Below are 19,885 nucleotides of genomic sequence, written 5' to 3'. Positions count from 1 at the left end.
CGCTGAAAATGCCGGCCTTTGAATGGGTTCATGTGCAGCTCCATCAGCAAAAGGGGATGATAAGTTTATCACCACCGACTATTTGCAACAGTGCCTCTACTCTTGCCACAGGTTTACGAGTAGGTGATTTGGGAGGAAGCGTCTTAGCCTTTGAAGTTGGCGCGAAGGAGAGAATGGCACTCCGTGCAACGCATTAATTACCGCGGATATCCGCCATCACCTACTTGCGCCTGTGTGTACCATTTCATCAGCTCTGCAGTTCCCGGCTCGTTTTCGGCGGGGGCCCATGGGGCGGCATCTTGATCAGCAACAGGCTGGTACCTACCGTGTTTTACCTCAAAAATAACGCCGCCTTCATCCAGTGACAATACGGTATGCCAGGTGCCTGCATCCATCTCCAGCACTTTACAGTCCTCACCTAACACGACGCGCTGGGTCAGGTTACCCAGGTCATCAAAGTTCAATACCAAAAAGCGACCGGTAAGGGATGTCAGCAGTTCAAAAGTATGCGGGTGGCGATGAGGGCGAACATAAGTTCCCGGTTCCATAGCAATAGCCAGACGCTGCACCGGGTCGCTCAATTCAGGGTGGAAATTATGATGGGCACGTAAGCGGGGGGAATTTGCGGCTTGTGCGCTTTGCTTGCGTAGGTCGTTGAAAGTAAGTTGTTTCATATTATAAGCCTTATTGCATTCTTGCAGCTTACGGCAACCAGGTTGCCGTAAGGCTTTTTGTTATACTAACAATCGATTAGCCACGGCATTCGCGGAACAAATCGCGGTCAGGATTATAGACGCTGGTGCTTACGTCCCACAGCCCCAAAATCGATGAGAACAGGTTGTCGTGGGAATATGATTTTTTCGCCGCATTATTTTCAAGGCAAGACATGTTGATGTGTTTCCCGGCGATAAAGCCCGGTGACATCCAGACCTGCATCGGAATATGCGTCTGCTGATCCGGTGCCAGTTTGTACGGCGTGCCGTGCAGATATAGCCCGCTTTCGCCCAATGATTCACCATGATCGGACACATAAAGCAGCACGGTGTTGTACTGATCGCTGTAATTTTTTAGCTTTTCAATCATCTCAGCTAATACATAGTCTGTATAACGAAGGGTGTTGTCGTAGGTGTTGACCAATTGTTCCTGAGTACAGTTTTCGATATCGCTACGTGCACATTCGGGCATGAAGTGGCGATGCTCAGCCGGATAACGCAGGTAATAAGTCGGTCCATGGCTGCCAATGATATGGAAGGCGACAAGCTTATCACCTGGCATTTTGGCGATTTCATCATCAAGGTTTTCCAGCATCACCTCGTCATGGCACGTTTTGCCATCGCACAGTTTCGGGTTATCACTAGGCTTAATTTCGACAGTCGGGATGCGGCTACATACGCCTTTACAACCGCCATCGTTCTCTTTCCATAACAGCGAGACACCGGTTTTCTGCACGATGTCGAGGAAATTTTCACTGTTAGATGCTTTTTTACTGTCGTACTCGGTGCGATTCATATTCGAGAACATGCACGGAACGGATATTGCGGTAGCGGTACCGCAGGAATGCATATTTTTAAACGAAATAACGCCGCCGGATTTGCTGGTAAAGGCATTGGTATCACGCGAATAACCGTTCATCGAGAAATTCTGGCTGCGTGCCGTTTCGCCAATCACCAGGAACATCAGCGTGGGTTTTTCGTGAGCGACGACGCGTTTAGCATCATTCCCCAGCGTCTGGAAAGGCACTTTAGTCGTAAAGTACGTATCCTTAACATACTGGAAAGTGCTGTAAGCGTAGTTCGCCGGGATGATCTCTTTATTCAATGTCGAGTTATTGCGGCCGACAGAGGCATAATCCTGATAATAAAGTGCGGCAACACCTGCAATCAAACTCAACGATGCCAGCACGGAGAGCAAACGGTAAGCAATGCCTTTATACCATTTTTCAGGATATTGAATTTTTATTGAAAAAAGGAGGATGGCAGGAAGGATACCGGTAAAGACGAACCATATAATAATTGAGCCATTAAGATAGGAATGCGCTTCCTGGGGGTTAGTTTCAATAATGTTTTGAATCATCGTTTGATCAAACATTACTTTATATTTTAGTGTCGAATAACTGACCAGTGAGCCAGTGATAAACAGTAAAGCAAAGAAAGGTTTCAGCAGAAAACGAACTGAGAAAGGCATAAAAACAACGTTAAGCGCCGCAACCAGAACAAAGGGAATAGAAATGACAAAACCAATTTTGACATGCTCTAAATGCGACAAAATCTCGTAAAAATGCAGCAATATTGGCCAGTTAAGTAAAAACGCAAAGATCATTGCCAGAAGTAAAACCAGCGGAATAACTTTCACCCTGAAAAGTACAGGCATTAACACCTCCGGAAAATAGTAAACCAGTAAAAACATTGATGATAATTACAACAATTCAATCTAATATTATGATTGCCTTATTCGCTGCAAAGCAGAGATTATCATTCTGAAATCTTAGGTTAACCTTAACGAGGCTTTGTTGAATAAATCAGATTTCGGGTAAGTCTCCCCCGTAGCGGGTTGTGTTTTCAGGCAATACGCACGCTTTCAGGCATACCTGCTTTCGTCATTTTGTTCAGCGCTCGTACCAGGGCCATAGCCTCCGCAACCTGACCATCGTAGTCACGCAGCGTCAGTGAACCCCCGAACAGCTGTTTTACCCGGTACATCGCCGTTTCCGCTATCGAGCGACGGTTGTAATCTGTTGTCCATTTCCACCGCGCATTACTCCCGGTCATTCGCTGATTAGCCACTGCACGGTTACGGTCTGCATATTCACCGGGCCAGTAACCCGCACCTTTTCGGGGAGGGATAAGCGCGCTGATTTTCTTATGCCGCAGTTCATCGTGACATAGCCGGGTATCGTAAGCGCCATCGGCGGCGGCTGACCTGATTTTCCGGTGGGTTTGCCGGATTAACCCGGGGAAGGCCTCTGAGTCCGTAACGTTGTTCAGCGACAGGTCAGCGCAGATGATTTCATGTGTTTTACTGTCAACGGCGAGATGCAGCTTACGCCAGATACGGCGGCGTTCCTGGCCATGCTTTTTGACTTTCCACTCGCCTTCACCGAAGACCTTCAGCCCGGTGGAATCAATTACCAGGTGTGCGATTTCACCCCGGGTGGGCGTTTTGAAACTGACATTAACCGACTTTGCCCGCCTGCTGACACAGCTGTAATCCGGGCAGCGTAGCGGAACGTTCATCAGAGAAAAAATGGAATCAATAAAGCCCTGCGCAGCGCGCAGGGTCAGCCTGAATACGCGTTTAATGACCAGCACAGTCGTGATGGCAAGGTCAGAATAGCGCTGAGGTCTGCCTCGTGAAGAAGGCGCTGCCGACTCATACCAGGCCTGAATAGCTTCATCATCCAGCCAGAAAGTTATGGAGCCACGGTTGATGAGGGCTTTATTGTAGGTGGGCCAGTTGGTGATTTTGAACTTTTGCTTTGCCACGGAACGGTCTGCGTTGTCGGGAAGATGCGTGATCTGATCCTTCAACTCAGCAAAAGTTCGATTTATTCAACAAAGCCGCGGTGATGCTTACGGTATGGTGGTTATCAAGTTTTATCCTGATTAGCACCCTTAATGGCTATTTCGATAATCAGGACCGCGATTTTCTGACAGGTAAACTTCAGCTCACCGAAGAGTTTCTTAAAACAGAGACGTTCCGGAACAAAACGGATATTAAGTCATTATCAGAAAAAATAAACGATGCGATGGTAGGGCACAATGGTTTATTCATTTCTATAAAAAACATGGAAAATGAAAAAATTGTTGAACTCTATGCCAAAAATTCTGTTGTTCCAGCGGTCCTGCTTAATAAGTCGGGTGATATTCTCGACTATATGATCCAGACGGAAGAAAATAACACCGTGTACCGCAGTATCTCGCGGCGGGTTGCCGTGACGCCGGAACAGGGTAAAAGCAAACATGTCATCATTACGGTTGCCACGGATACTGGGTATCACACCCTGTTTATGGATAAGCTCAGTACCTGGCTGTTCTGGTTCAATATCGGTCTGGTCTTTATTTCTGTTTTTCTGGGCTGGCTGACCACACGTATTGGTCTGAAACCGCTACGGGAAATGACCAGTCTGGCTTCCTCCATGACCGTACACAGCCTGGATCAGCGTCTTAATCCCGATTTGGCTCCGCCGGAAATTTCTGAGACCATGCAGGAGTTCAATAACATGTTCGATCGCCTGGAGGGGTCATTCCGGAAACTGTCAGATTTCTCGTCTGACATCGCGCATGAGCTGCGCACAGCGGTCAGTAATCTGATGATGCAGACGCAGTTTGCACTGGCTAAGGAAAGGGATGTTTCGCATTACCGCGAAATCTTATTCGCTTACCTGGAAGAACTGAAAAGGTTGTCACGAATGACCAGTGATATGCTTTTTCTGGCACGTTCAGAGCATGGTCTGCTGCAGCTGGATAAACATGATGTGGATCTGGCCGCCGAACTGAATGAATTACGTGAGCTGTTCGAGCCTCTGGCAGACGAAACAGGAAAGACAATCACCGTTGAAGGAGAGGGCGTTGTTGCCGGAGACAGCGATATGCTGCGACGTGCTTTCAGTAACCTGCTTTCCAATGCAATCAAGTATTCTCCCGATAACACCTGTACAGCGATACACCTTGAGCGTGACAGTGACTGTGTGAACGTGATGATTACGAATACGATGTCCGGCCAGGTTCCCGCTAATCTGGAACGTTTGTTTGATCGGTTCTATCGAGCTGATTCATCAAGGGTCCACAACACGGAAGGCGCGGGGCTGGGATTATCAATTACAAGGTCGATCATTCATGCTCATGGCGGCGAGCTGTCAGCAGAACAGCAGGGGCGGGAAATTGTGTTCAGTGTGCGCCTGTTAATGGATTAATCCCGTTCTTCAGGAGAAACCTGGAAGGTGACAAAATTGTCATCATTCAGTCACGCGATAAACAGAGGCGGTTTTTTATAATCATACATAAATCAGGAGCAGAGTGATAACGCAATCGCCTGGTTCCTGGAGTGATGAATAACCCGCCCTGAGATCAAATGCTTTCTCTGTTATAAGCCGTTGATTGTTTGGGTATGAAAACACCGGAGACCCAACCATGAAAAAGATCCTTGTATCATTTGTTGCCATTATGGCTGTCGCTTCATCCGCCATGGCTGCAGAGACAATGAACATGCATGACCAGGTAAATAATGCCCAGGCACCCGCCCATCAGATGCAGTCAACCTCTGAAAAAAGCGCTGTTCAGGGAGACAGTATGACAATGATGGATATGAGCGGACACGATCAGGCTGCAATGTCCCATGAAATGATGCAAAACGGCAACGCTTCTGCCCACCAGGACATGGCGGAGATGCATAAAAAAATGATGAAAGGCAAACCAGGGGCCACCAACGAATCAGCAACGTCATTTTCAGAAATGAACGAGCATGAAAAAGCCGCTGTTGTGCACGAGAAGGCGAATAATGGTCAGTCTTCCGTTATTCATCAGCAGCAGGCTGAAAAGCATCGCAGCCAGATCACCCAGAATTAACCCGCAGCTCCACTTGTTAGACCCTCATTTGACGCCGAAGTCACTGGCTTACGCTCCCGTCCGGGAGCGTTTTTTTTATTCTTTCATTTATCATTGAGTCTTATGGGAATGGATTTAATCAGTTACTTAATCCCTGCCTCAGCAACAAGTCCCGGAAAGAGCAGCTTTATATTCCGGGTTTTTCTGCTCATAACCTCAACGGTGGCGCTTAGGATGTACTTTGTAAGTACCCAGAGTGTGTGTCATCAGTACCGGTGTTAATGCACCAGCCCATTCCAGCCATGTATACCCATGTAAATCCCAACAGCAGCAATCAGGGCGCTTGAAATATAGGGGGCTCTTCTGGCGATGGTATTGAAGCCACTCCAGCGTTTGGCGACCTGACGAACGCTGATCGCCGCACCCACTCCAACCGTTACGAGGGTCAATGCCAGGCCGATACTGAAACAAACAACCAGTGTGGCACCCAGCGTAAGCGCTTTAAGCTGAAGGCAGATCAACAATACAGTTATAGCTGCCGGGCAAGGGATAAGCCCTCCTGTCAGTCCAAATATCAGGATTTGCCCGTTGGTTACTTCTTTCCCGTCGAAGCGGCGTTTTATGTCATTGGCATGAGCCAGTTCGTGAGCGTCCTGATACTCTTTCGAATTCACATCCAGCCCATCAAGCTCAGAGTGGTCATGGTCATGGTCGTGTTCAGCGAACGCCACATCATAGTCATGGACATGACCACGATGTCCCAGAGACAGACGTACGTTGAAACTGTGAGGCTCAGGGATGGGAGATGTTGACTCCAGATAATCACCATGATCAACAAATTCAAAAGTCTGAGAGATCGTACTGTTTTCCCGAAGTGTGGTTAATGAGATATCTTCAGAAGCCCATCTTTGGCCACTAAGAGTGCGTAGCCGCCAGTGGGGAAGTTGTCCTTCTTCAAAAATGGACAGTTCAACTTTTCCATGGCCAGTATCGATCAACCTTGTTTCGTCATGGTGATGATGTTCATTCTCCTGCATTCCCTCCAGCCAGTTTTTCTCACCGCTCCAGGTTCGCCAGAACATCCAAAAAGCCGTACCAAGGATGATCACTGAAGAGACCATCTGTAGCCAGGGTTCGGCTGATTCTGCGGTAAATTTATTACTGATATACATCCCTCCAAAAGCAATCAGCCATACGACTGCAGTGTGCGACAATGTTGCCGCGACACCCAGCATCACGGCCTGACGTACGGTGCCTTTTATAGCAATGATGAATGCTGCCATCATTGTTTTGGAGTGCCCGGGCTCCAGTCCATGAAGCGCGCCAAGCAGAATGGCGCTGGGGATGAAAAACCATGCGTTGCCTTGCTGAAGAAGTGTCGTAAATTCGTTCATGAGAATCATTCTTGGTTATTAAGTGTAGGCCGGATTCTACTCCCCCCCAGTAAAATATACTACCCCCCAGTAGAATAACGCTGGTATAGTTACATAAAATATCCAGGAGAGTGAGAGCCCACATGTCACATACCATCCGCGATAAACAAAAACTGAAAGCACGTACAAGCAAGATCCAGGGGCAGGTTGCTGCGCTGAAAAAAATGCTTGATGAACCTCACGAATGTGCCGCTGTACTGCAACAAATAGCCGCCATACGTGGTGCCGTGAATGGTTTATTGCGTGAAGTGATTAAAGGACATTTGACTGAACATATTGTTCATGAAAGTGAAGAACAGAAACGAGAAGAAGACCTGGACGTTGTGCTGAAGGTTCTGGATTCTTACATCAAGTGACAGTTTGGCTAAAAGCCCTGAGCATTAATTTATCTAAATAACACGTTATCAAGTGACGGTTTTGGGCTGTTTGTAGCGGCATAGTGAGTTTGTTTAATCAATGAGCTTTAAGATGCCCCCCTTCATGCAAGGCAACGCGTACATTTCTGGTACATCTACTTCCCTTACTTTGCTCAGGGCAACCCACATTGTTAAAGCCTCTACTCGCTGACCATCAAAATCACCCAACGTCAGATAATGGAAAAAAATTTTGGATGACATTTTGAAACGTGTCCTCTGCTGTGAACGTCGAGAGATGCTACGCGAGAAAGGAGATGACCTACTTAGTATCCTGTTAAGTAGGTCTATCTGAAGAAGTAGACAACTTTAAAGTCTTTTTCATGTTAAAGGAGACAACTTTAATGTCTGTGTACACCTACCTTTGCTCAAATCAAAATGTTCTGACATACCAAAATGGAGTGTAAAATGACTCAAAACCAGGGTTCTGAGCCAGTACCGGCGAGCCGGACAGGGCAGCTCATCAGCGCCCGGGATATGGCCATGCAGAAATTCGAAGAAGGGATGCGGTTAATCTCGGAAGCGTCGGAACTGTGCGGTCTCTCTCTCTTCACCAGCAGAATTATGCAGCCCAACGCATTTGGTCTTCCGTCGTCACTGGATCGCACCATCGAGGAGGGGCGTAAGGAAATTGACCGTAAAACGTGGAAAAGGCTCTTTGAAGAAATAGGTATGGACCGGTACTGGAACCATAAGCAAAAAGAAGCCTTTAACGAATCCCTACGTACGGATCCGCCCGTCGCTTCCCTGGAGATTGTTAAGGGAACATTACAGCATGCACTGGCTAACAGACGAGACACGCTTGCAGAAGGTTTCGTTGATGTTCTCAACAAGCTTGACCGAAGTTTTAAAAGCAATGCACGGCAATATACAATGCCGAAAAAGCTTGTTCTTCGGGGGATTTTTCCTGGTGTGAACGTACTGAGGTACAACGGTTTCTCGCAGGACAATCACTTTTGTTTACGCGACTTTGAGAATATTGTATGCATCTGTTCTGATACTCCAACACCTGCAACCGGCGGTGGGCTGAGTATGGTCGACAGGCTGACGGCCATGAGAAATACAGATTTCACAGGCGAGGTCTGCGATGAGAATGGCTGGCGGTGTCGCCTGTTTGAGAATGGAAACGTTCATATTTGTATCGACAGTATCTCGCTTCTGAATGCTCTGAACGATCTTATCAGCATATATTTTGCAAACCAGCTTCCGGCCGCAGGAAAAAAATGATGATCGAAAACGATAAAGAAAAAAGCCTGAACGATGCTACCTCGCCAGAGGTGCAGAATGACATCCGCAGCGAATCCACAGAAAAATCAAAGGAAATGGGTCGTTCAAGGTACTCATCTATTGCGATGATCGATTACTTCAATGCAATCGAACGTCTGTGCGAAGAGAAAAAAATTAACCCGGAAAATATCGATCTGAGCTTCAAAGTTCACTGGCTCAGAAACGCTGTTGGCGGCTCGTTTGCAAGGTCACAGGAGATGTTCGCTGAGTACCAGAAGTATGTTAAAGAGGTTCCTGAAGAGGCCCGTTACCTGGATATACCCGATGAGGTGAAGGTTGCACTCGGCGATATTATCTCGTACATCACCTGGCACTACCGTAGAAGCTATACCGCAATACAGAGTGATAGTGTTAAAAAAGCTGAAGCACGTAGCATGCAGCTGGAGGAGGAGGTAACGCAGCTTTTACAGCGGCTTGAGCAAAGCGCTACCGATATGGATGAGCTGAAACTTGAGAATCAGGCGCTACAGGGTCGATTAGAGATCCGGGACAGTACCGTCAAGGAGTTAGAAACAAGGCTGAATGTTGCCGAAGCAGAACTCGAAACCTGCCATCACCAGTTAGATAGCACACGGCATGAATTAAGCCTCGCACAGCAGTCAAATGACTCACTCTCCCAGCAACTGGCTGAACGTAAAACAGAGATCGCTGGTCACCTTGAATATCAAAAAAAGCTGAACGAAGAGATCAACACTCAGCGTTCTGATAATGCCGGTCTTTCCAGACAATGCGACCAGTTAAGTCAGACTGTGTCAGATACAAAGGCAGAGAGGGACAGGTTTGAACAGGAATTGATTGCTGCACAGAACCTCTGTGCTGAGCTGAAAAGTGCACTGTCCGGGAAGGAGGGTGACCTGGTGGCGGTGAATGCCGAGCTTACTGAACTCCATAAACTAAACGAGTCGCTGAGCGCCGACCTGAAAAAAGTAACTTTGGTCAGCCAGGGCTATGAAGCGGAAGTGGCTGAACAAAGCAGTGAATTAAAAACGCTCCAGTCCAAAGTAATGAAGCTGGAAGCTACCCTGGAGGCAGAGAAAACAATCTCAGAATCCCTGAAAGGCACCATTGATACATTGACTGGTGCAATGGCAGGGGGAGGTACTGGAAAGTCAAAACAGCCGCGTAGTAGAAAAACATCATGATAAATGAAGCCAGGTTGATAGACTTCTCTGCATCCCCTGGCACAGTAGACCTTCTGCGGACATTCAGCCCGTCCGCAGGAGTTTTCGTCCTTCAGTCAACAAATGCACTACCTTTTTTGAGTCTCCACTTTCCAGTGCAGAAAACACGTTACCGATTTTACCAACAGCTTGTATCTGAGTGATAACCCCAGTCTTGTAATCATCAAGGATCCCTGACAGGAAAGCGTTCAGTTTTGTCTGTTCGCTTAGTGAAAGCATGTATGACATTTTTTCTCCATTTTAAGCAGGTGTGCCAGTTGAAAGAGGTTTACGTGATTCTGGAAAATGAGGCAGCACCATAGTTTCAGATGCTGTGGTCGCATCCCAGTGCCACCATCCATAAGGCCCATATTCACGGTTGTAATAATCTTTTTTGAGTTGCTTTCGGGCCAGATAAGCAGGAGTGGCCATACCAAATACTTCCATCGGGAACGGCTTATCGCTTTTTGTGTCGAGCAGGTAGAAGTCAGGGAACACCTCACTAATACTCGCATCATAACGCATGGGCTTAACGTACTGCCGGTGCTCTGCATCCAGCTTTTCTGCAACAACCGCCTCATAGGAGGAGTCCAGAGGTATCCAGTTCTCGCTAACGTGCATCAGCACAATTTGATGAGCTCTTACAGAAGGGCCTCTGCCGGTTACCGCAGCTGGTGACGTCAACGCAAAGACAACTATTTTCGCCCCGGATTTCCATGCTGCGTACTCCGATGAAAATCGTTTCTTTACGCTATCCCAATGGCCTTCTGAATTGAAAAAAATCAGCGGTAGCCCCCCAAAATTCCGCAGGGGTAAAAATTTAAGTGGCTTCTCATGCTTTTCAGCATCGTAGCGAGGTAAAACTGACAGGAGCATGAGACGTTTATCACTCATCGCCTGTGATGAAAGACGCTGAATTTGCGACTGAGCGACAGGTTGTTTCGGGTCAGGTACACCAATGAATAAATGGTCACCTATGCAGGCTCTGCCGGTACGAATTTGTTTAGCGGTTTCAAGCAGACGATACCGTACCAGTGAATCGTTACGTTTCCCTGCCATTTTCGGGTACCAGACATTCAGACCAGACTCTGTCCACAAAAGACTAAGCAAGCCCAGGAGGGTCATTGAGGCCTGACCTCCTTCTGGTCGCTGAACATGGGGCAGGGGAGGCACTTCTGATTTTTCAGGAGGATCTTTCTCTGTCATACCGATACCGAGCCTTACAGCCATATCACCTTCGGTTGTAATCCGGACCACACCACTCGCATATCCTTTCAGGCCGGTATGCCGGGCATCAAGGGAGAAGAATACACAGGAAGGATCATGCTCAATGCCCGTGTTAGCGGCTTTGACGAGAATAAAGGCATCACCGTTCGGTAAAGCACGAACATAAAGTCGCTTTTCTCCTTTTCCACGACATCCGCAGGTGATGACTGATTTTTGACCTGAGGTGTGGTGTGCCTTTTTAAGAGCCGACTGCCACCCTTTAGCAAACTCATCCTGCGTTTGAAAGTCAGGTGAGTACCTTTTGACGTTTGGATCGTCGTCGTAAGCAATCATCACTGCGAATTTTTGGCTCATAGTAGTCTCCTAAACAGGAAGTTTAATATCCCAACCAAAGCAACACTTCCTGAGCGTCATACTGTTCCTTTACGCCCATGTCGCTAAAGAATTCTTCGAAATCTGTTTCGGGAACGCAATGCCTGGACAGTTCTTGTAATGCTCGTTCTTTAGATACCGTCTCACCTTCAGCTGATTCGAAATACGTCATGGTTGACCTCTGACATTATTACAACAATCTTAAGCATTTAAATTGATGAAGGAGCTCAGGTCAGCTGACTTCGTCGTAAAACTGCCGCAAGCGCTGGGAGGCTGCAAATTCAATTCGAGACTTCAGCAGTTTGGCGACGGCCGCAAAGACATCAACGACCACGGAGTTCCCAAACTGTCTGTAAGCCTGTGTATTGGACACAGGGATACGGAAAACACTTTCCCCGGGTTTATCGAAGCCCATTAGCCTGCTGCATTCACGTGGCGTTAGCATGCGTGGCCGACGGTCCATGTTGTATGTGTTATGGAAATCAGTTTCTCCCAGCTCATGAGACCAGCCCCGATCAATAAGAATTTCAGATCCGTCTTTCATATAGCGGCTTGAGAGGGTTCTGGTGACACTATTAACATTGGAAGGATCTACTAGTCCAAAACCAAAACCATTGCCTTTTGCCGCATGTTTCTTTGCATAGTTGTATAAGTACTCCCAGAGTTTAGGGGAGAGGATGTATTTACTATCTACGCTCGGATCCAGTAAATCTGAGAGAGAAGGGCGCTTGTCCGGATAAAAGTCTTTAATGTCTCTCAGAGTAAAACCGTCTTTCAGACGTAGGTCGCGGCGAAAACCAATAAGGACGATACGTTCACGGTGCTGGGGTCGGAAATGACGGCCATCGATGACTTTAGGATCATCCGCGCCCGTGCTTTCGCTGTTTGCGACGTCGTAGCCAAGCTCATCGAGCGTTTTCATGATGATGTTAAAGGTATTACCCTTATCGTGACTCTTCAGATTTTTTACGTTTTCCAGAACAAAAATTGCAGGTTGTTTTGCCCGGATGATCCTGGCCACATCAAAGAAGAGCGTACCCTGAGTGTCGCACTCGAAACCGTGTTTGCGACCCATAGAGTTCTTTTTACTGACACCGGCGATGCTGAATGGCTGGCATGGAAATCCCGCAAGAAGAACATCATGATCCGGGATAGAGGCATCGATAAATTTGTATGCCTCGTCATCAGTAACCTCGGGCCGGTTGCTAAGAGTGATGTCACGGATGTCTGAATTGAAGCGGTGCTCGTTCTCATCGCAATACCAGTTCGCCCGGTAAGTACGGCTGGAATAAGTATTCCATTCGCTCGTGAAAAGACATTTACCACCGATGGCATCAAATCCGCTTCGCAGTCCACCTATCCCTGCAAACAGATCGATAAAGCTAAAGTGCCTGTCCTCATAATCAGCAGGTCGTGAAGGTATTAAAGTCTGTAGATAGCGTCCATCTGCGATACTCAGCTCACAATGCTCAGGTATGCATGTAACCTGACGTTTAAGGGATGCACGGGACCAATTACTGCCATTTTCATCATTTAATACCTGAGCCAGATATTTCAGGTCATAAATGGTCGAAGCTGTTAACAAAGTTTTGTGGATCAGAGATGGTGTTTTATCCACATCATTCAGGTCTGTCTCAAGATCATGAGTGTAACGTTTCATCCAAACTCTCTCAGGAATAATATCTTTGAGATAGATTAACACGCTTAATTTGGATTATTTTTTGGTTCAGGTTCTAAATTTATTGTGATTATTCTGCCTTTAAGTTGCAAAAAGATTGGTTTTAAGCCCGCCCATGAAATAATGACTTGTTAAAATACTGCCTGTAAATAGGCTTGTGGATACATGTCTGTACTCAACAAATCAAGGTGAAATGATGTTTTTTTTAACAAAGTTACTTTTGCCCATCATGATTGTTGTATTCCCAGTGGCGTCCTGGGGGAACTCAACAACTTTTGAGGCAAAGGTGGTTAAGATTGTTGACGGTGACACCATAACTGCGTTGGATGCTCAAAACACAACCATCAAAATACGGATGTATGGTATAGACGCTCCTGAATCTAAACAGGCTTTTGGCCAAAAAGCAAAACAGGCCTTAACCACAGCTATAGCAACTAAAATCGTTACCGTGATAGACCATGGTACGGATATCTATGGCCGTATGTTAGGTACCATCTGGTTAGATGGATATGATATCAATGCCTCTATGGTGGACAGTGGATATGCGTGGGTTTATCGGTTCGAAGATAACGCCATTGTCCCTGGCTATATCAAATATGAATCCGCAGCACAAAAGGAGGCAAAAGGGTTATGGGCAGACACCAACCCTGTCCCACCATGGCAGTGGAGACAGGCAAACGAAAAGCCCAGAAAGGTGAAAGAGAAGAAATAACCATGATGAAAGAGCCTCATCCGTTACTTCAGTTGGTACTAAACGATTCCGGTCGTCTAACCATGCCTGTTTATTATAGAGATCAACAGTATTGCCCGACTTGCCTTACAAAGGTGTTGAAGAGTGAGGATGGAAGTTTGGCGCACCTCGGGGAAATAAATCAAAATACATGTAGACCTTCTATTTCAGTAGTTGTGACAAAAGCAATTATTGAAATGTGAACCGCCCCGGGTTTCCTGGAGAGTGTTTTATCTGTGAACTCAGGCTGCCAGATCATCGTTTCCGATGGAAGCATAATAAGCTTTTTCTGCTTCTGCCGGAGGAGTATGGCCCAGCCTTCCCAGCAATCGTCGATTGTTATACCAGTCCACCCACGTTAGTGTGGCCAGTTCCACTTCTGCACGGTTTTTCCAGCTCTTACGGTGTATTACCTCCGCTTTGTAAAGACCATTGATGCTCTCAGCCATCGCGTTGTCATACGAGTCGCCTGTACTCCCTGTTGATGCCAGTAATCCGGCTTCTTTTAGTCGCTCCGTATAGGCCAGTGACACATACTGAGAGCCTTTATCGCTGTGATGGATGGTGCCAGACGGACGACGGGCCCACAACGCCTGCTCCAGCGCATCCAGCACGAATGTCGTTTCCATAGACGATGAGACCCGCCACCCCACGATGTATCCGGCAAACACATCAATGATAAACGCCACATAGACGAAGCCCTGCCATGTGCTGACGTAAGTAAAATCAGCCACCCACAGCTGGTCAGGTCGTTCTGCCACGAACTGACGGTTTACGCGGTCGCCTGCGGCAACGGCTTTCCGGCTGATGGTCGTACGGACCTTTTTACCCCGGAGAACACCGGCAAGTCCCATAACCGCCATGAGACGTGCCACTGTACATCTGGCCACCCTGATTCCTTCCCGTAACAACTGACGCCAGACTTTACGCACACCGTACACCTGATGATTTTCATCGTATACGCGCTGTATCTCTCTCTTCAGCCAGTCGTCGTGCTGCGCACGGGCACTGCGTTTATCCGGATGATGTCGCTGTTGCTGACAATGGTAATACGTTGACGGGGCAATATGCAGTTCGCTGCATACCGGTCCGACCCCGTACTGCTCACGCAGCTTATCCAGCAGTGGCATCATTTTTTCCAGAGGCGGTCGAACTCCGCCTTCGCAAAATAAGCGGAAGCCTGGCGAAGGATATCGTTACTGCGGCGCAGTTCACGATTTTCACGTTCCAGCTCTTTCAGACGCTGACGTTCAGCGCTGGTGAGCCCACCATCACCGCCCCCGGTATCCCGCTCATGCTGGCGAACCCAGACACGCAGAGTCTCCGGCGTACAGCCAATCTTTGGGGCAATGGAACAAATTGCCGCCCACTGTGAGTCATATTCATCCTGACTTTCCAGAACCATACGAATCGCCCGCTGACGGACTTCGGGGGAAAAACGAGTATTTTTAGTCATCCTGTTTACCTCTTTCTCAGGGAGTTTAGTCTCCAGGATTTCCGGGGCGGTTCAATGTTATGTGACGGGGAAAAAATATATGTAAATCCAATACGACACCGAGGCCGGGTGCTGGCACCCTCAGTAATTTTTTCTCCCGACACTCACACTTTCAAACCGTTTATAAATACAGACTATCAGCCTGTGGGAGCAAACTGGAAAAGTGAAAAGGGATATAAACTCGGTCTGTTTTATCTCAAAGATCGAGCCAACTCTATCAATAAAGAGGAATTTGATTTCATTGCCGTTATAGACCCTGAGGCAATGCAGAAAGAATTTATTTCGGCCTGGTCTGAGGTTGATGAAAAAAATCCATTGGAAACGCTGAAGCAGATCTTACGATCTAAAAACAACTCTTCTTTATGGGTAAAATGGCCTGGCAAAATTGAGCATGCGCAAAAAGGAAATTACAACGAAAATTACTGGTTCGATTATCAATCTGATAATCAGGAAGTGAACTGTACGGTCTCTGTTGTAGGTATCGAAGGTAACAGTTCCGGTGAGACAATTTATAGATTGCAAACTTTGCTAAAGCGTAAGCTCAATGAATATCAACTGGTTCGGTCTTTAGGGACTATTATGCTTCTTGATAATACCGGGAATATGATTCCATCAAACCATCCTTATTTTGAAGTCATCTCAAAAGCATGTATAAATGGAGTGCGTGACTTTGTTCGTCAAAACCCGTGGGTAGTCTGACGGTCAACTATAAAGCATAATATAATTAGTAATAACAAGGAACAGACATGAATGAAAACTCAGTAATCTTAATAAGTTTATTTTGGTTTTTTTTGGGATCGAGTGTTGTAGCTGGTTTTATGGATGCATCATTATATTGCTGGATTTTTGCAGCCATAAGCGCATTGTTTCTTCTTTCGGTGATACAAACACCAAAGGAGTTAACGGTATCTATTAGTCATATGACAAGCAAAACGCTGATCTCAAAGACAGATGATGGATACACATTTAGCATTTCACCTTACGGAGACGGGTACCGCTTATCAGTCTCGCCTGAAAATCGTCACAATGGTACCCAAAGCTTTGACGGCTGGTTCCCACGTTTTTTTTCCGAACCACAGTATGCCAAATCATCTTTAACTAAATTTCTCGGTGAGTCCTTAGTATGGGAAGAAGATTCAAGTAATGCTCTATGAGATTACTTATTATAAATTTTTCTATTAATCTCCATGGAGTGATATATGAATTTGGCCTATTTTTTATTTTTGTCTATAACTGTTATGCTTACGAGCTTTATTATTAAATCACTTGTCGTATTGGTAAAGTTCAAATTACTTCGTGATGAACGTCTCGAATATACCAGCAATAAAAATATTGATGAGATGTACGATTTAATGAATGCGAAGGAAGAAATCCTCATAAGGCATCATAAGCAGATGTTGGCATTGCATCTTTCACTATTAATATTCGTTCTATTTATTGCTTACATTTACTAAAAATAATTTTATTCAACATTTCAACAAAGGGTTTTCAATGGAAAGCTTCGAAACTGAACAAATGATTCAATATGCTTTCTACATAAATATCGTAATAACGACTGGTTTGGCATGGTTTTGCTTGCGGTCAGGATTGCATTACAATTTTTTCAGAAAAGCAGAGAGTGCCAGAACAAAAGGGCTGAGTAGTACCTCTACTGAACACGGTCCAGCAATAGTGAGACTAAAGAAGCTACAAGCATTAGTAGATTTTATTAGTAACTGTGCTTTTCTAATCCTTTCAATTGGCACAGCTTATATTTTGTATGTTTGGAGCCACAGTTAACTCATACGAGGTAACTTCGGCAGGTAACAACTTCTAATGCAGGACTTTAATAACTCTAAGGGATTCTACATGAAAAAAGACGATCTAATTACGCGTTGTAAATTACTTAAAGGCGAACGCGATGAGTCTATCTTTACCATATTAATTGGGATAGTAGTAAAGCTGGGGCTGGTAGGCCTGGCATTCTATCTGTTGCTTGGTTCCACGATTGATTGGTCAAGCTGGAAAACTTATGCCGCCATGTTGATCTTGGGAGCATTTCTCTAAAATCTTGAACCTTTTTTCACTCATTACAAGCCATGACCTAGTGCGTAGATCATACGATCTTTAAACCTTATGTCATTGATTTATAAGTACATATAACAAAGATTATGTTAAATACTGTATGTATGTACAGCATCAACAGTTGCCCCCCTCATATTGAGGTAATTGCTACATTCATACCACTATTCTTCTTATAGTATCGACATCCTGAATTATTGCACCCTACTGCTTTGTCTTTAGCTGTTCCGAATTAAAATTCATTGCTCAATTTGGATCACATGACGATCAGCGTATTCCTTTGCTTTATCAAAGTTAAGTTTTTAAAACATAAGATATGTAATGACAAATTCTCAATCTGATTTTCCTTTGAACGATCAAAATTTTCAGGCAGATTTGCTGAAAATCAAAAAGGTTTTCGCCGACCTTATAACGCAGGCATCAGATGGTAAGATACCCATAAGGTCTTCTCATGTACACGGCTTACACCATTTCGAGGAGCTCTACATCCGGGCAAGAGCAGGCATGTGTTCGGTCCTGGGATATCCGGTCATGGTTGTTTCAACTATCTCAGTTAAAGAGCCCGGCACAGGCATTTTTAGAGCGCTTCTTGCAGAATTGAAATGTATTGCAGATGAACAAAATTACATTTTGAAAATTGAAAATGTACTGCCTCCCCTATTCCGCAAATACCTTATTCAAGAAGGTTTTGTTTTCCCAGGTGAACCTTGGATGTGTGGTTCCGGCTATTGGTTTAAGAACCCACAAGTACTTCATGAAAATATTGAGTTATTATCTGTTTAAGTCGATCTAACAATTTCACTGGAGCTAACATGTCCCCGGAATTGGTATCAGACATTGCAAGAGTGGCGCATGAAAAGCTACTTTCAATTTTAACGGAGTGCGGCATAGAGAAGACGGCAGGCACTTGCCTTTTTGCAAGCTATCTTGTGTGTTATTTAGCAAAAACTAAAGGTCTAGATGCTGTTGTCCGTGGGGGTAACGGTGCAGATGATGGCGGTATATTTATAGAGTGTGGTGGCTTTGGCCATTATTGGTGTGAGTTGAATTTCGAAGAAGTGCAATATTATATTGACATCACTTCCGAACAGTTTGGGTTTCATCCATACATAGTGAAACTCGCCAACGATATAACAGGATGGCCTCGATATATTCCTGGTGATCAGGAAACGGTCGATAGTCATTTAGAACAATTATTACGCGACGGCTATACAGAATAGGCTGCGTATACCCTATCGCAGCCTTTCAGGCTCTTAACCCTTGTGACCTGTTAACGGAACCACTCAGGATGACGCTGCCGATCAACTTTGATAACCTGCGAATTAAATTCAACGACATCCGCTGGAGTAAGCATTAATTCATCAGGATTTACAATAAATGGTCTTAAAACCACTTCGCCACCGTCTTCTTTTGCACCGTAGATATTAATAAGAAAGTGCAGTCGTTGATTTCCTTCAGCATTGCGTTGCCATTCTCTAAAAGTCAAAGTTTGTTTAATATAGTTTGTTAAAAGAAATGCGAATTCAGATTCTTCCGTTTGTGAGATACCGATTTTGTTAGACATTTTTTTTAGTATCTTTCCGAGCATGGACACACAGGCATCTAGACTTAACGATGTTGAAATTTTGGTCGTATTAAAATCCTCCTGCGAAAGTGAAATCATCCATGTATTATCTTTATGATAGTCGGTAATATAAATAAAATGAGATGTAAAAGGCGTTGAGTGATTGAACTCTCCTAAGTTCCATCCATACTGACTCACTGTATTTGAGCTAAGTTCTTTGTCGGTAATGTTCATAATTCATACCTTTCGATAAAGTCTGTAATGATAATTAGCTATCTCAAAGGACCAGAACAACTCTTGAAATAACCACACTCGAAGAATTTATCATATTGAACACCCCTACCTAATAACCTTGCCGACTTAATAAATCACAATAGCCCTCCCCTGACATTTTAAAATGCTACTTGAATTTTTGATAGCTTATGGTTGTTTTATGTTCTTTGTGATACGCATATGTCATCTTCTCTTTCCAGTACCAATCTTGTAGATCCTGCAAGTCTAGCCCATTTTTCTCACGTATGCTTTCGTGTAATTCGCTAAGCGCGAGTTTATCATTAGGTTTATAAATGGCTAATTTTTCTTCAAATAAATCCAGCCAACGTTTCCCCATCTTACGACGCAAAACAAACACCATCGTGATAAATGTAATGAAATGCACAGCAATTAGTTCCAACTTATGCGATTGCTGACCAGATAAAATTACTATTGTAACAACAGGGATGGCCGTATATAAAGCAATCAAAGCGACCATAAGTTGGTATGGTTTTTCCCGTATTACCATGTTCATGGGTAAACCAGAGGACGCTACTGCTTGCCAAAATCTTAAAGGGGAGCCCGCAGAATTCGGAAAAAATCGTACGCTAAGGTTTTCCGGGCATCCGTAAGGGCCGAAACTTCCCGTCTTCCAGTCTGCGGCTCTGCC

General features: G+C 45.4%; 22 protein-coding genes, 1 pseudogene and 1 other annotated feature. Of the genes and pseudogenes, 12 read left to right on the top strand and 11 right to left on the bottom strand.

Annotated elements, in window-relative coordinates; all coding sequences use genetic code 11:
• A partial coding sequence (locus ACOTX4_RS24840) for a hypothetical protein (RefSeq protein WP_176543219.1) occupies window positions 1-197 on the top strand: 197 nt, incomplete at its 5' end.
• On the opposite strand, the gene ACOTX4_RS24835 is transcribed toward ACOTX4_RS24840, so the two are convergent.
• The 3 genes from ACOTX4_RS24835 to ACOTX4_RS24825 form a co-directional block, all read right to left on the bottom strand.
• On the bottom strand, window positions 198-674 hold the full coding sequence (locus ACOTX4_RS24835; protein WP_001572372.1) for a WbuC family cupin fold metalloprotein: 477 nt from the start codon (window positions 672-674) through the stop codon (window positions 198-200).
• A gap of 76 nt (window positions 675-750) precedes the next feature.
• Entirely contained in the window at window positions 751-2,370 is a 1,620-nt protein-coding gene (locus ACOTX4_RS24830) for a phosphoethanolamine--lipid A transferase MCR-9.1 (protein ID WP_001572373.1), read from the bottom strand.
• A 188-nt stretch (window positions 2,371-2,558) separates the two neighbouring features.
• Entirely contained in the window at window positions 2,559-3,527 is a 969-nt protein-coding gene (locus tag ACOTX4_RS24825) for an IS5-like element IS903B family transposase (protein ID WP_072196614.1), read from the bottom strand.
• 38 nt (window positions 3,528-3,565) lie between these two features.
• Between ACOTX4_RS24825 and pcoS the strand changes: the two genes are divergently transcribed.
• Together pcoS and ACOTX4_RS24815 are read left to right on the top strand one after the other, a co-directional pair.
• A complete protein-coding gene (pcoS, locus tag ACOTX4_RS24820) occupies window positions 3,566-4,912 on the top strand; it encodes a copper resistance membrane spanning protein PcoS (RefSeq protein ID WP_004248839.1) in 1,347 nt (448 codons plus the stop codon).
• Window positions 4,913-5,129: 217 nt separating this feature from the next.
• Complete coding sequence (locus ACOTX4_RS24815; RefSeq protein WP_000723070.1) at window positions 5,130-5,564, top strand: hypothetical protein; 435 nt, start codon at window positions 5,130-5,132, stop codon at window positions 5,562-5,564.
• A 257-nt stretch (window positions 5,565-5,821) separates the two neighbouring features.
• Here ACOTX4_RS24815 and ACOTX4_RS24810 read toward each other — a convergent pair whose 3' ends face one another.
• Window positions 5,822-6,937 (bottom strand): nickel/cobalt efflux protein RcnA, encoded by a 1,116-nt coding sequence (locus ACOTX4_RS24810; protein ID WP_001572377.1) that lies wholly within the window; start codon window positions 6,935-6,937, stop codon window positions 5,822-5,824.
• Between the two features lie 122 nt (window positions 6,938-7,059).
• Here ACOTX4_RS24810 and rcnR point away from each other — a divergent pair, with 122 nt between their 5' ends.
• From rcnR to ACOTX4_RS24795, 3 genes are all read left to right on the top strand, one after another.
• Window positions 7,060-7,332 (top strand): Ni(II)/Co(II)-binding transcriptional repressor RcnR, encoded by a 273-nt coding sequence (gene rcnR, locus ACOTX4_RS24805; RefSeq protein ID WP_000019951.1) that lies wholly within the window; start codon window positions 7,060-7,062, stop codon window positions 7,330-7,332.
• 465 nt (window positions 7,333-7,797) lie between these two features.
• Entirely contained in the window at window positions 7,798-8,616 is an 819-nt protein-coding gene (locus tag ACOTX4_RS24800; RefSeq protein WP_000193207.1) for a DUF4942 domain-containing protein, read from the top strand.
• Window positions 8,613-9,818: a hypothetical protein gene (locus tag ACOTX4_RS24795; protein ID WP_001371952.1), complete on the top strand. Its 1,206-nt coding sequence runs from the start codon at window positions 8,613-8,615 to the stop codon at window positions 9,816-9,818. The genes ACOTX4_RS24800 and ACOTX4_RS24795 overlap by 4 nt, the downstream gene beginning before the upstream one ends.
• 63 nt (window positions 9,819-9,881) lie before the next feature.
• Here ACOTX4_RS24795 and ACOTX4_RS24790 read toward each other — a convergent pair whose 3' ends face one another.
• From ACOTX4_RS24790 to ACOTX4_RS24775, 4 genes are read right to left on the bottom strand one after another with little or no spacing between them, the layout of a single operon-like run.
• Window positions 9,882-10,085 carry a hypothetical protein gene (locus tag ACOTX4_RS24790; protein ID WP_000121164.1) on the bottom strand — a complete coding sequence of 68 codons (204 nt, stop codon included), beginning with the start codon at window positions 10,083-10,085 and terminating at the stop codon, window positions 9,882-9,884.
• 12 nt (window positions 10,086-10,097) lie between these two features.
• Window positions 10,098-11,417, bottom strand: a complete 1,320-nt coding sequence (locus ACOTX4_RS24785) for a DUF1173 family protein (protein ID WP_000078513.1) — start codon at window positions 11,415-11,417, stop codon at window positions 10,098-10,100.
• A gap of 22 nt (window positions 11,418-11,439) precedes the next feature.
• Window positions 11,440-11,607 (bottom strand): hypothetical protein, encoded by a 168-nt coding sequence (locus tag ACOTX4_RS24780; protein WP_000220758.1) that lies wholly within the window; start codon window positions 11,605-11,607, stop codon window positions 11,440-11,442.
• A gap of 60 nt (window positions 11,608-11,667) precedes the next feature.
• A complete protein-coding gene (locus tag ACOTX4_RS24775) occupies window positions 11,668-13,095 on the bottom strand; it encodes a DNA cytosine methyltransferase (RefSeq protein ID WP_000833382.1) in 1,428 nt (475 codons plus the stop codon).
• Window positions 13,096-13,309: 214 nt separating this feature from the next.
• On the opposite strand from ACOTX4_RS24775, the gene ACOTX4_RS24770 reads away from it, so the two are divergent.
• Window positions 13,310-13,825, top strand: a complete 516-nt coding sequence (locus tag ACOTX4_RS24770) for a thermonuclease family protein (protein WP_001572389.1) — start codon at window positions 13,310-13,312, stop codon at window positions 13,823-13,825.
• Between the two features lie 260 nt (window positions 13,826-14,085).
• On the opposite strand, the gene ACOTX4_RS24765 is transcribed toward ACOTX4_RS24770, so the two are convergent.
• Window positions 14,086-15,299 (bottom strand): IS3-like element IS1203 family transposase gene (locus ACOTX4_RS24765; RefSeq protein ID WP_171877072.1). Its coding sequence is split into 2 segments (ribosomal slippage): window positions 14,086-15,011 and window positions 15,011-15,299, totalling 1,215 coding nucleotides; the frame shifts between segments, so codons are not numbered across the junction.
• Window positions 14,902-15,018, bottom strand: a sequence feature (AL1L pseudoknot). (Overlaps the previous gene by 117 nt.)
• 108 nt (window positions 15,300-15,407) lie before the next feature.
• Between ACOTX4_RS24765 and ACOTX4_RS24760 the strand changes: the two genes are divergently transcribed.
• The 5 genes from ACOTX4_RS24760 to ACOTX4_RS24740 all read left to right on the top strand — a co-directional run bounded on the left by ACOTX4_RS24760 (window position 15,408) and on the right by ACOTX4_RS24740 (window position 18,619).
• Window positions 15,408-16,037, top strand: coding sequence for a hypothetical protein (locus ACOTX4_RS24760; protein WP_001684412.1), 630 nt, complete (start codon window positions 15,408-15,410; stop codon window positions 16,035-16,037).
• 47 nt (window positions 16,038-16,084) lie between these two features.
• Window positions 16,085-16,492, top strand: a complete 408-nt coding sequence (locus ACOTX4_RS24755; RefSeq protein WP_001572392.1) for a hypothetical protein — start codon at window positions 16,085-16,087, stop codon at window positions 16,490-16,492.
• Window positions 16,493-17,186: 694 nt separating this feature from the next.
• Window positions 17,187-17,384: a hypothetical protein gene (locus ACOTX4_RS24750; protein ID WP_000710701.1), complete on the top strand. Its 198-nt coding sequence runs from the start codon at window positions 17,187-17,189 to the stop codon at window positions 17,382-17,384.
• A 336-nt stretch (window positions 17,385-17,720) separates the two neighbouring features.
• Window positions 17,721-18,182 (top strand): hypothetical protein, encoded by a 462-nt coding sequence (locus ACOTX4_RS24745; RefSeq protein WP_000185304.1) that lies wholly within the window; start codon window positions 17,721-17,723, stop codon window positions 18,180-18,182.
• Window positions 18,183-18,211: 29 nt separating this feature from the next.
• A complete protein-coding gene (locus ACOTX4_RS24740) occupies window positions 18,212-18,619 on the top strand; it encodes a hypothetical protein (protein WP_000074418.1) in 408 nt (135 codons plus the stop codon).
• A 50-nt stretch (window positions 18,620-18,669) separates the two neighbouring features.
• Here the strand turns inward: ACOTX4_RS24740 and ACOTX4_RS24735 are convergent, their stop codons facing one another.
• Together ACOTX4_RS24735 and ACOTX4_RS24730 are read right to left on the bottom strand one after the other, a co-directional pair.
• A complete protein-coding gene (locus tag ACOTX4_RS24735; protein WP_001027750.1) occupies window positions 18,670-19,197 on the bottom strand; it encodes a hypothetical protein in 528 nt (175 codons plus the stop codon).
• A 166-nt stretch (window positions 19,198-19,363) separates the two neighbouring features.
• Window positions 19,364-19,885 (bottom strand): annotated as a pseudogene (locus ACOTX4_RS24730) (hypothetical protein); the annotation flags it as partial.

It is taken from the genome of Enterobacter cloacae complex sp. IR5459, from assembly GCF_049238005.1.
In the GTDB taxonomy this organism is placed as follows: domain Bacteria; phylum Pseudomonadota; class Gammaproteobacteria; order Enterobacterales; family Enterobacteriaceae; genus Enterobacter; species Enterobacter hormaechei_C.
The sequence above is the reverse complement of the archived record's forward strand: the minus strand, read 5'-3'. Positions and strand labels throughout refer to the sequence as shown.

Bases quoted from the DNA above. Each gene is read 5' to 3' on its own strand.
- ACOTX4_RS24835 (WP_001572372.1), bottom strand. From the start codon at position 674: ATGAAACAACTTACTTTCAACGACCTACGCAAGCAAAGCGCACAAGCC.
- ACOTX4_RS24830 (WP_001572373.1), bottom strand. From the start codon at position 2,370: ATGCCTGTACTTTTCAGGGTGAAAGTTATTCCGCTGGTTTTACTTCTG.
- pcoS (WP_004248839.1), top strand. From the start codon at position 3,566: ATGCTTACGGTATGGTGGTTATCAAGTTTTATCCTGATTAGCACCCTT.
- ACOTX4_RS24815 (WP_000723070.1), top strand. From the start codon at position 5,130: ATGAAAAAGATCCTTGTATCATTTGTTGCCATTATGGCTGTCGCTTCA.
- ACOTX4_RS24810 (WP_001572377.1), bottom strand. From the start codon at position 6,937: ATGAACGAATTTACGACACTTCTTCAGCAAGGCAACGCATGGTTTTTC.
- rcnR (WP_000019951.1), top strand. From the start codon at position 7,060: ATGTCACATACCATCCGCGATAAACAAAAACTGAAAGCACGTACAAGC.
- ACOTX4_RS24800 (WP_000193207.1), top strand. From the start codon at position 7,798: ATGACTCAAAACCAGGGTTCTGAGCCAGTACCGGCGAGCCGGACAGGG.
- ACOTX4_RS24795 (WP_001371952.1), top strand. From the start codon at position 8,613: ATGATGATCGAAAACGATAAAGAAAAAAGCCTGAACGATGCTACCTCG.
- ACOTX4_RS24790 (WP_000121164.1), bottom strand. From the start codon at position 10,085: ATGTCATACATGCTTTCACTAAGCGAACAGACAAAACTGAACGCTTTC.
- ACOTX4_RS24785 (WP_000078513.1), bottom strand. From the start codon at position 11,417: ATGAGCCAAAAATTCGCAGTGATGATTGCTTACGACGACGATCCAAAC.
- ACOTX4_RS24780 (WP_000220758.1), bottom strand. From the start codon at position 11,607: ATGACGTATTTCGAATCAGCTGAAGGTGAGACGGTATCTAAAGAACGA.
- ACOTX4_RS24775 (WP_000833382.1), bottom strand. From the start codon at position 13,095: ATGAAACGTTACACTCATGATCTTGAGACAGACCTGAATGATGTGGAT.
- ACOTX4_RS24770 (WP_001572389.1), top strand. From the start codon at position 13,310: ATGTTTTTTTTAACAAAGTTACTTTTGCCCATCATGATTGTTGTATTC.
- ACOTX4_RS24755 (WP_001572392.1), top strand. From the start codon at position 16,085: ATGAATGAAAACTCAGTAATCTTAATAAGTTTATTTTGGTTTTTTTTG.
- ACOTX4_RS24750 (WP_000710701.1), top strand. From the start codon at position 17,187: ATGAAAAAAGACGATCTAATTACGCGTTGTAAATTACTTAAAGGCGAA.
- ACOTX4_RS24745 (WP_000185304.1), top strand. From the start codon at position 17,721: ATGACAAATTCTCAATCTGATTTTCCTTTGAACGATCAAAATTTTCAG.
- ACOTX4_RS24740 (WP_000074418.1), top strand. From the start codon at position 18,212: ATGTCCCCGGAATTGGTATCAGACATTGCAAGAGTGGCGCATGAAAAG.
- ACOTX4_RS24735 (WP_001027750.1), bottom strand. From the start codon at position 19,197: ATGAACATTACCGACAAAGAACTTAGCTCAAATACAGTGAGTCAGTAT.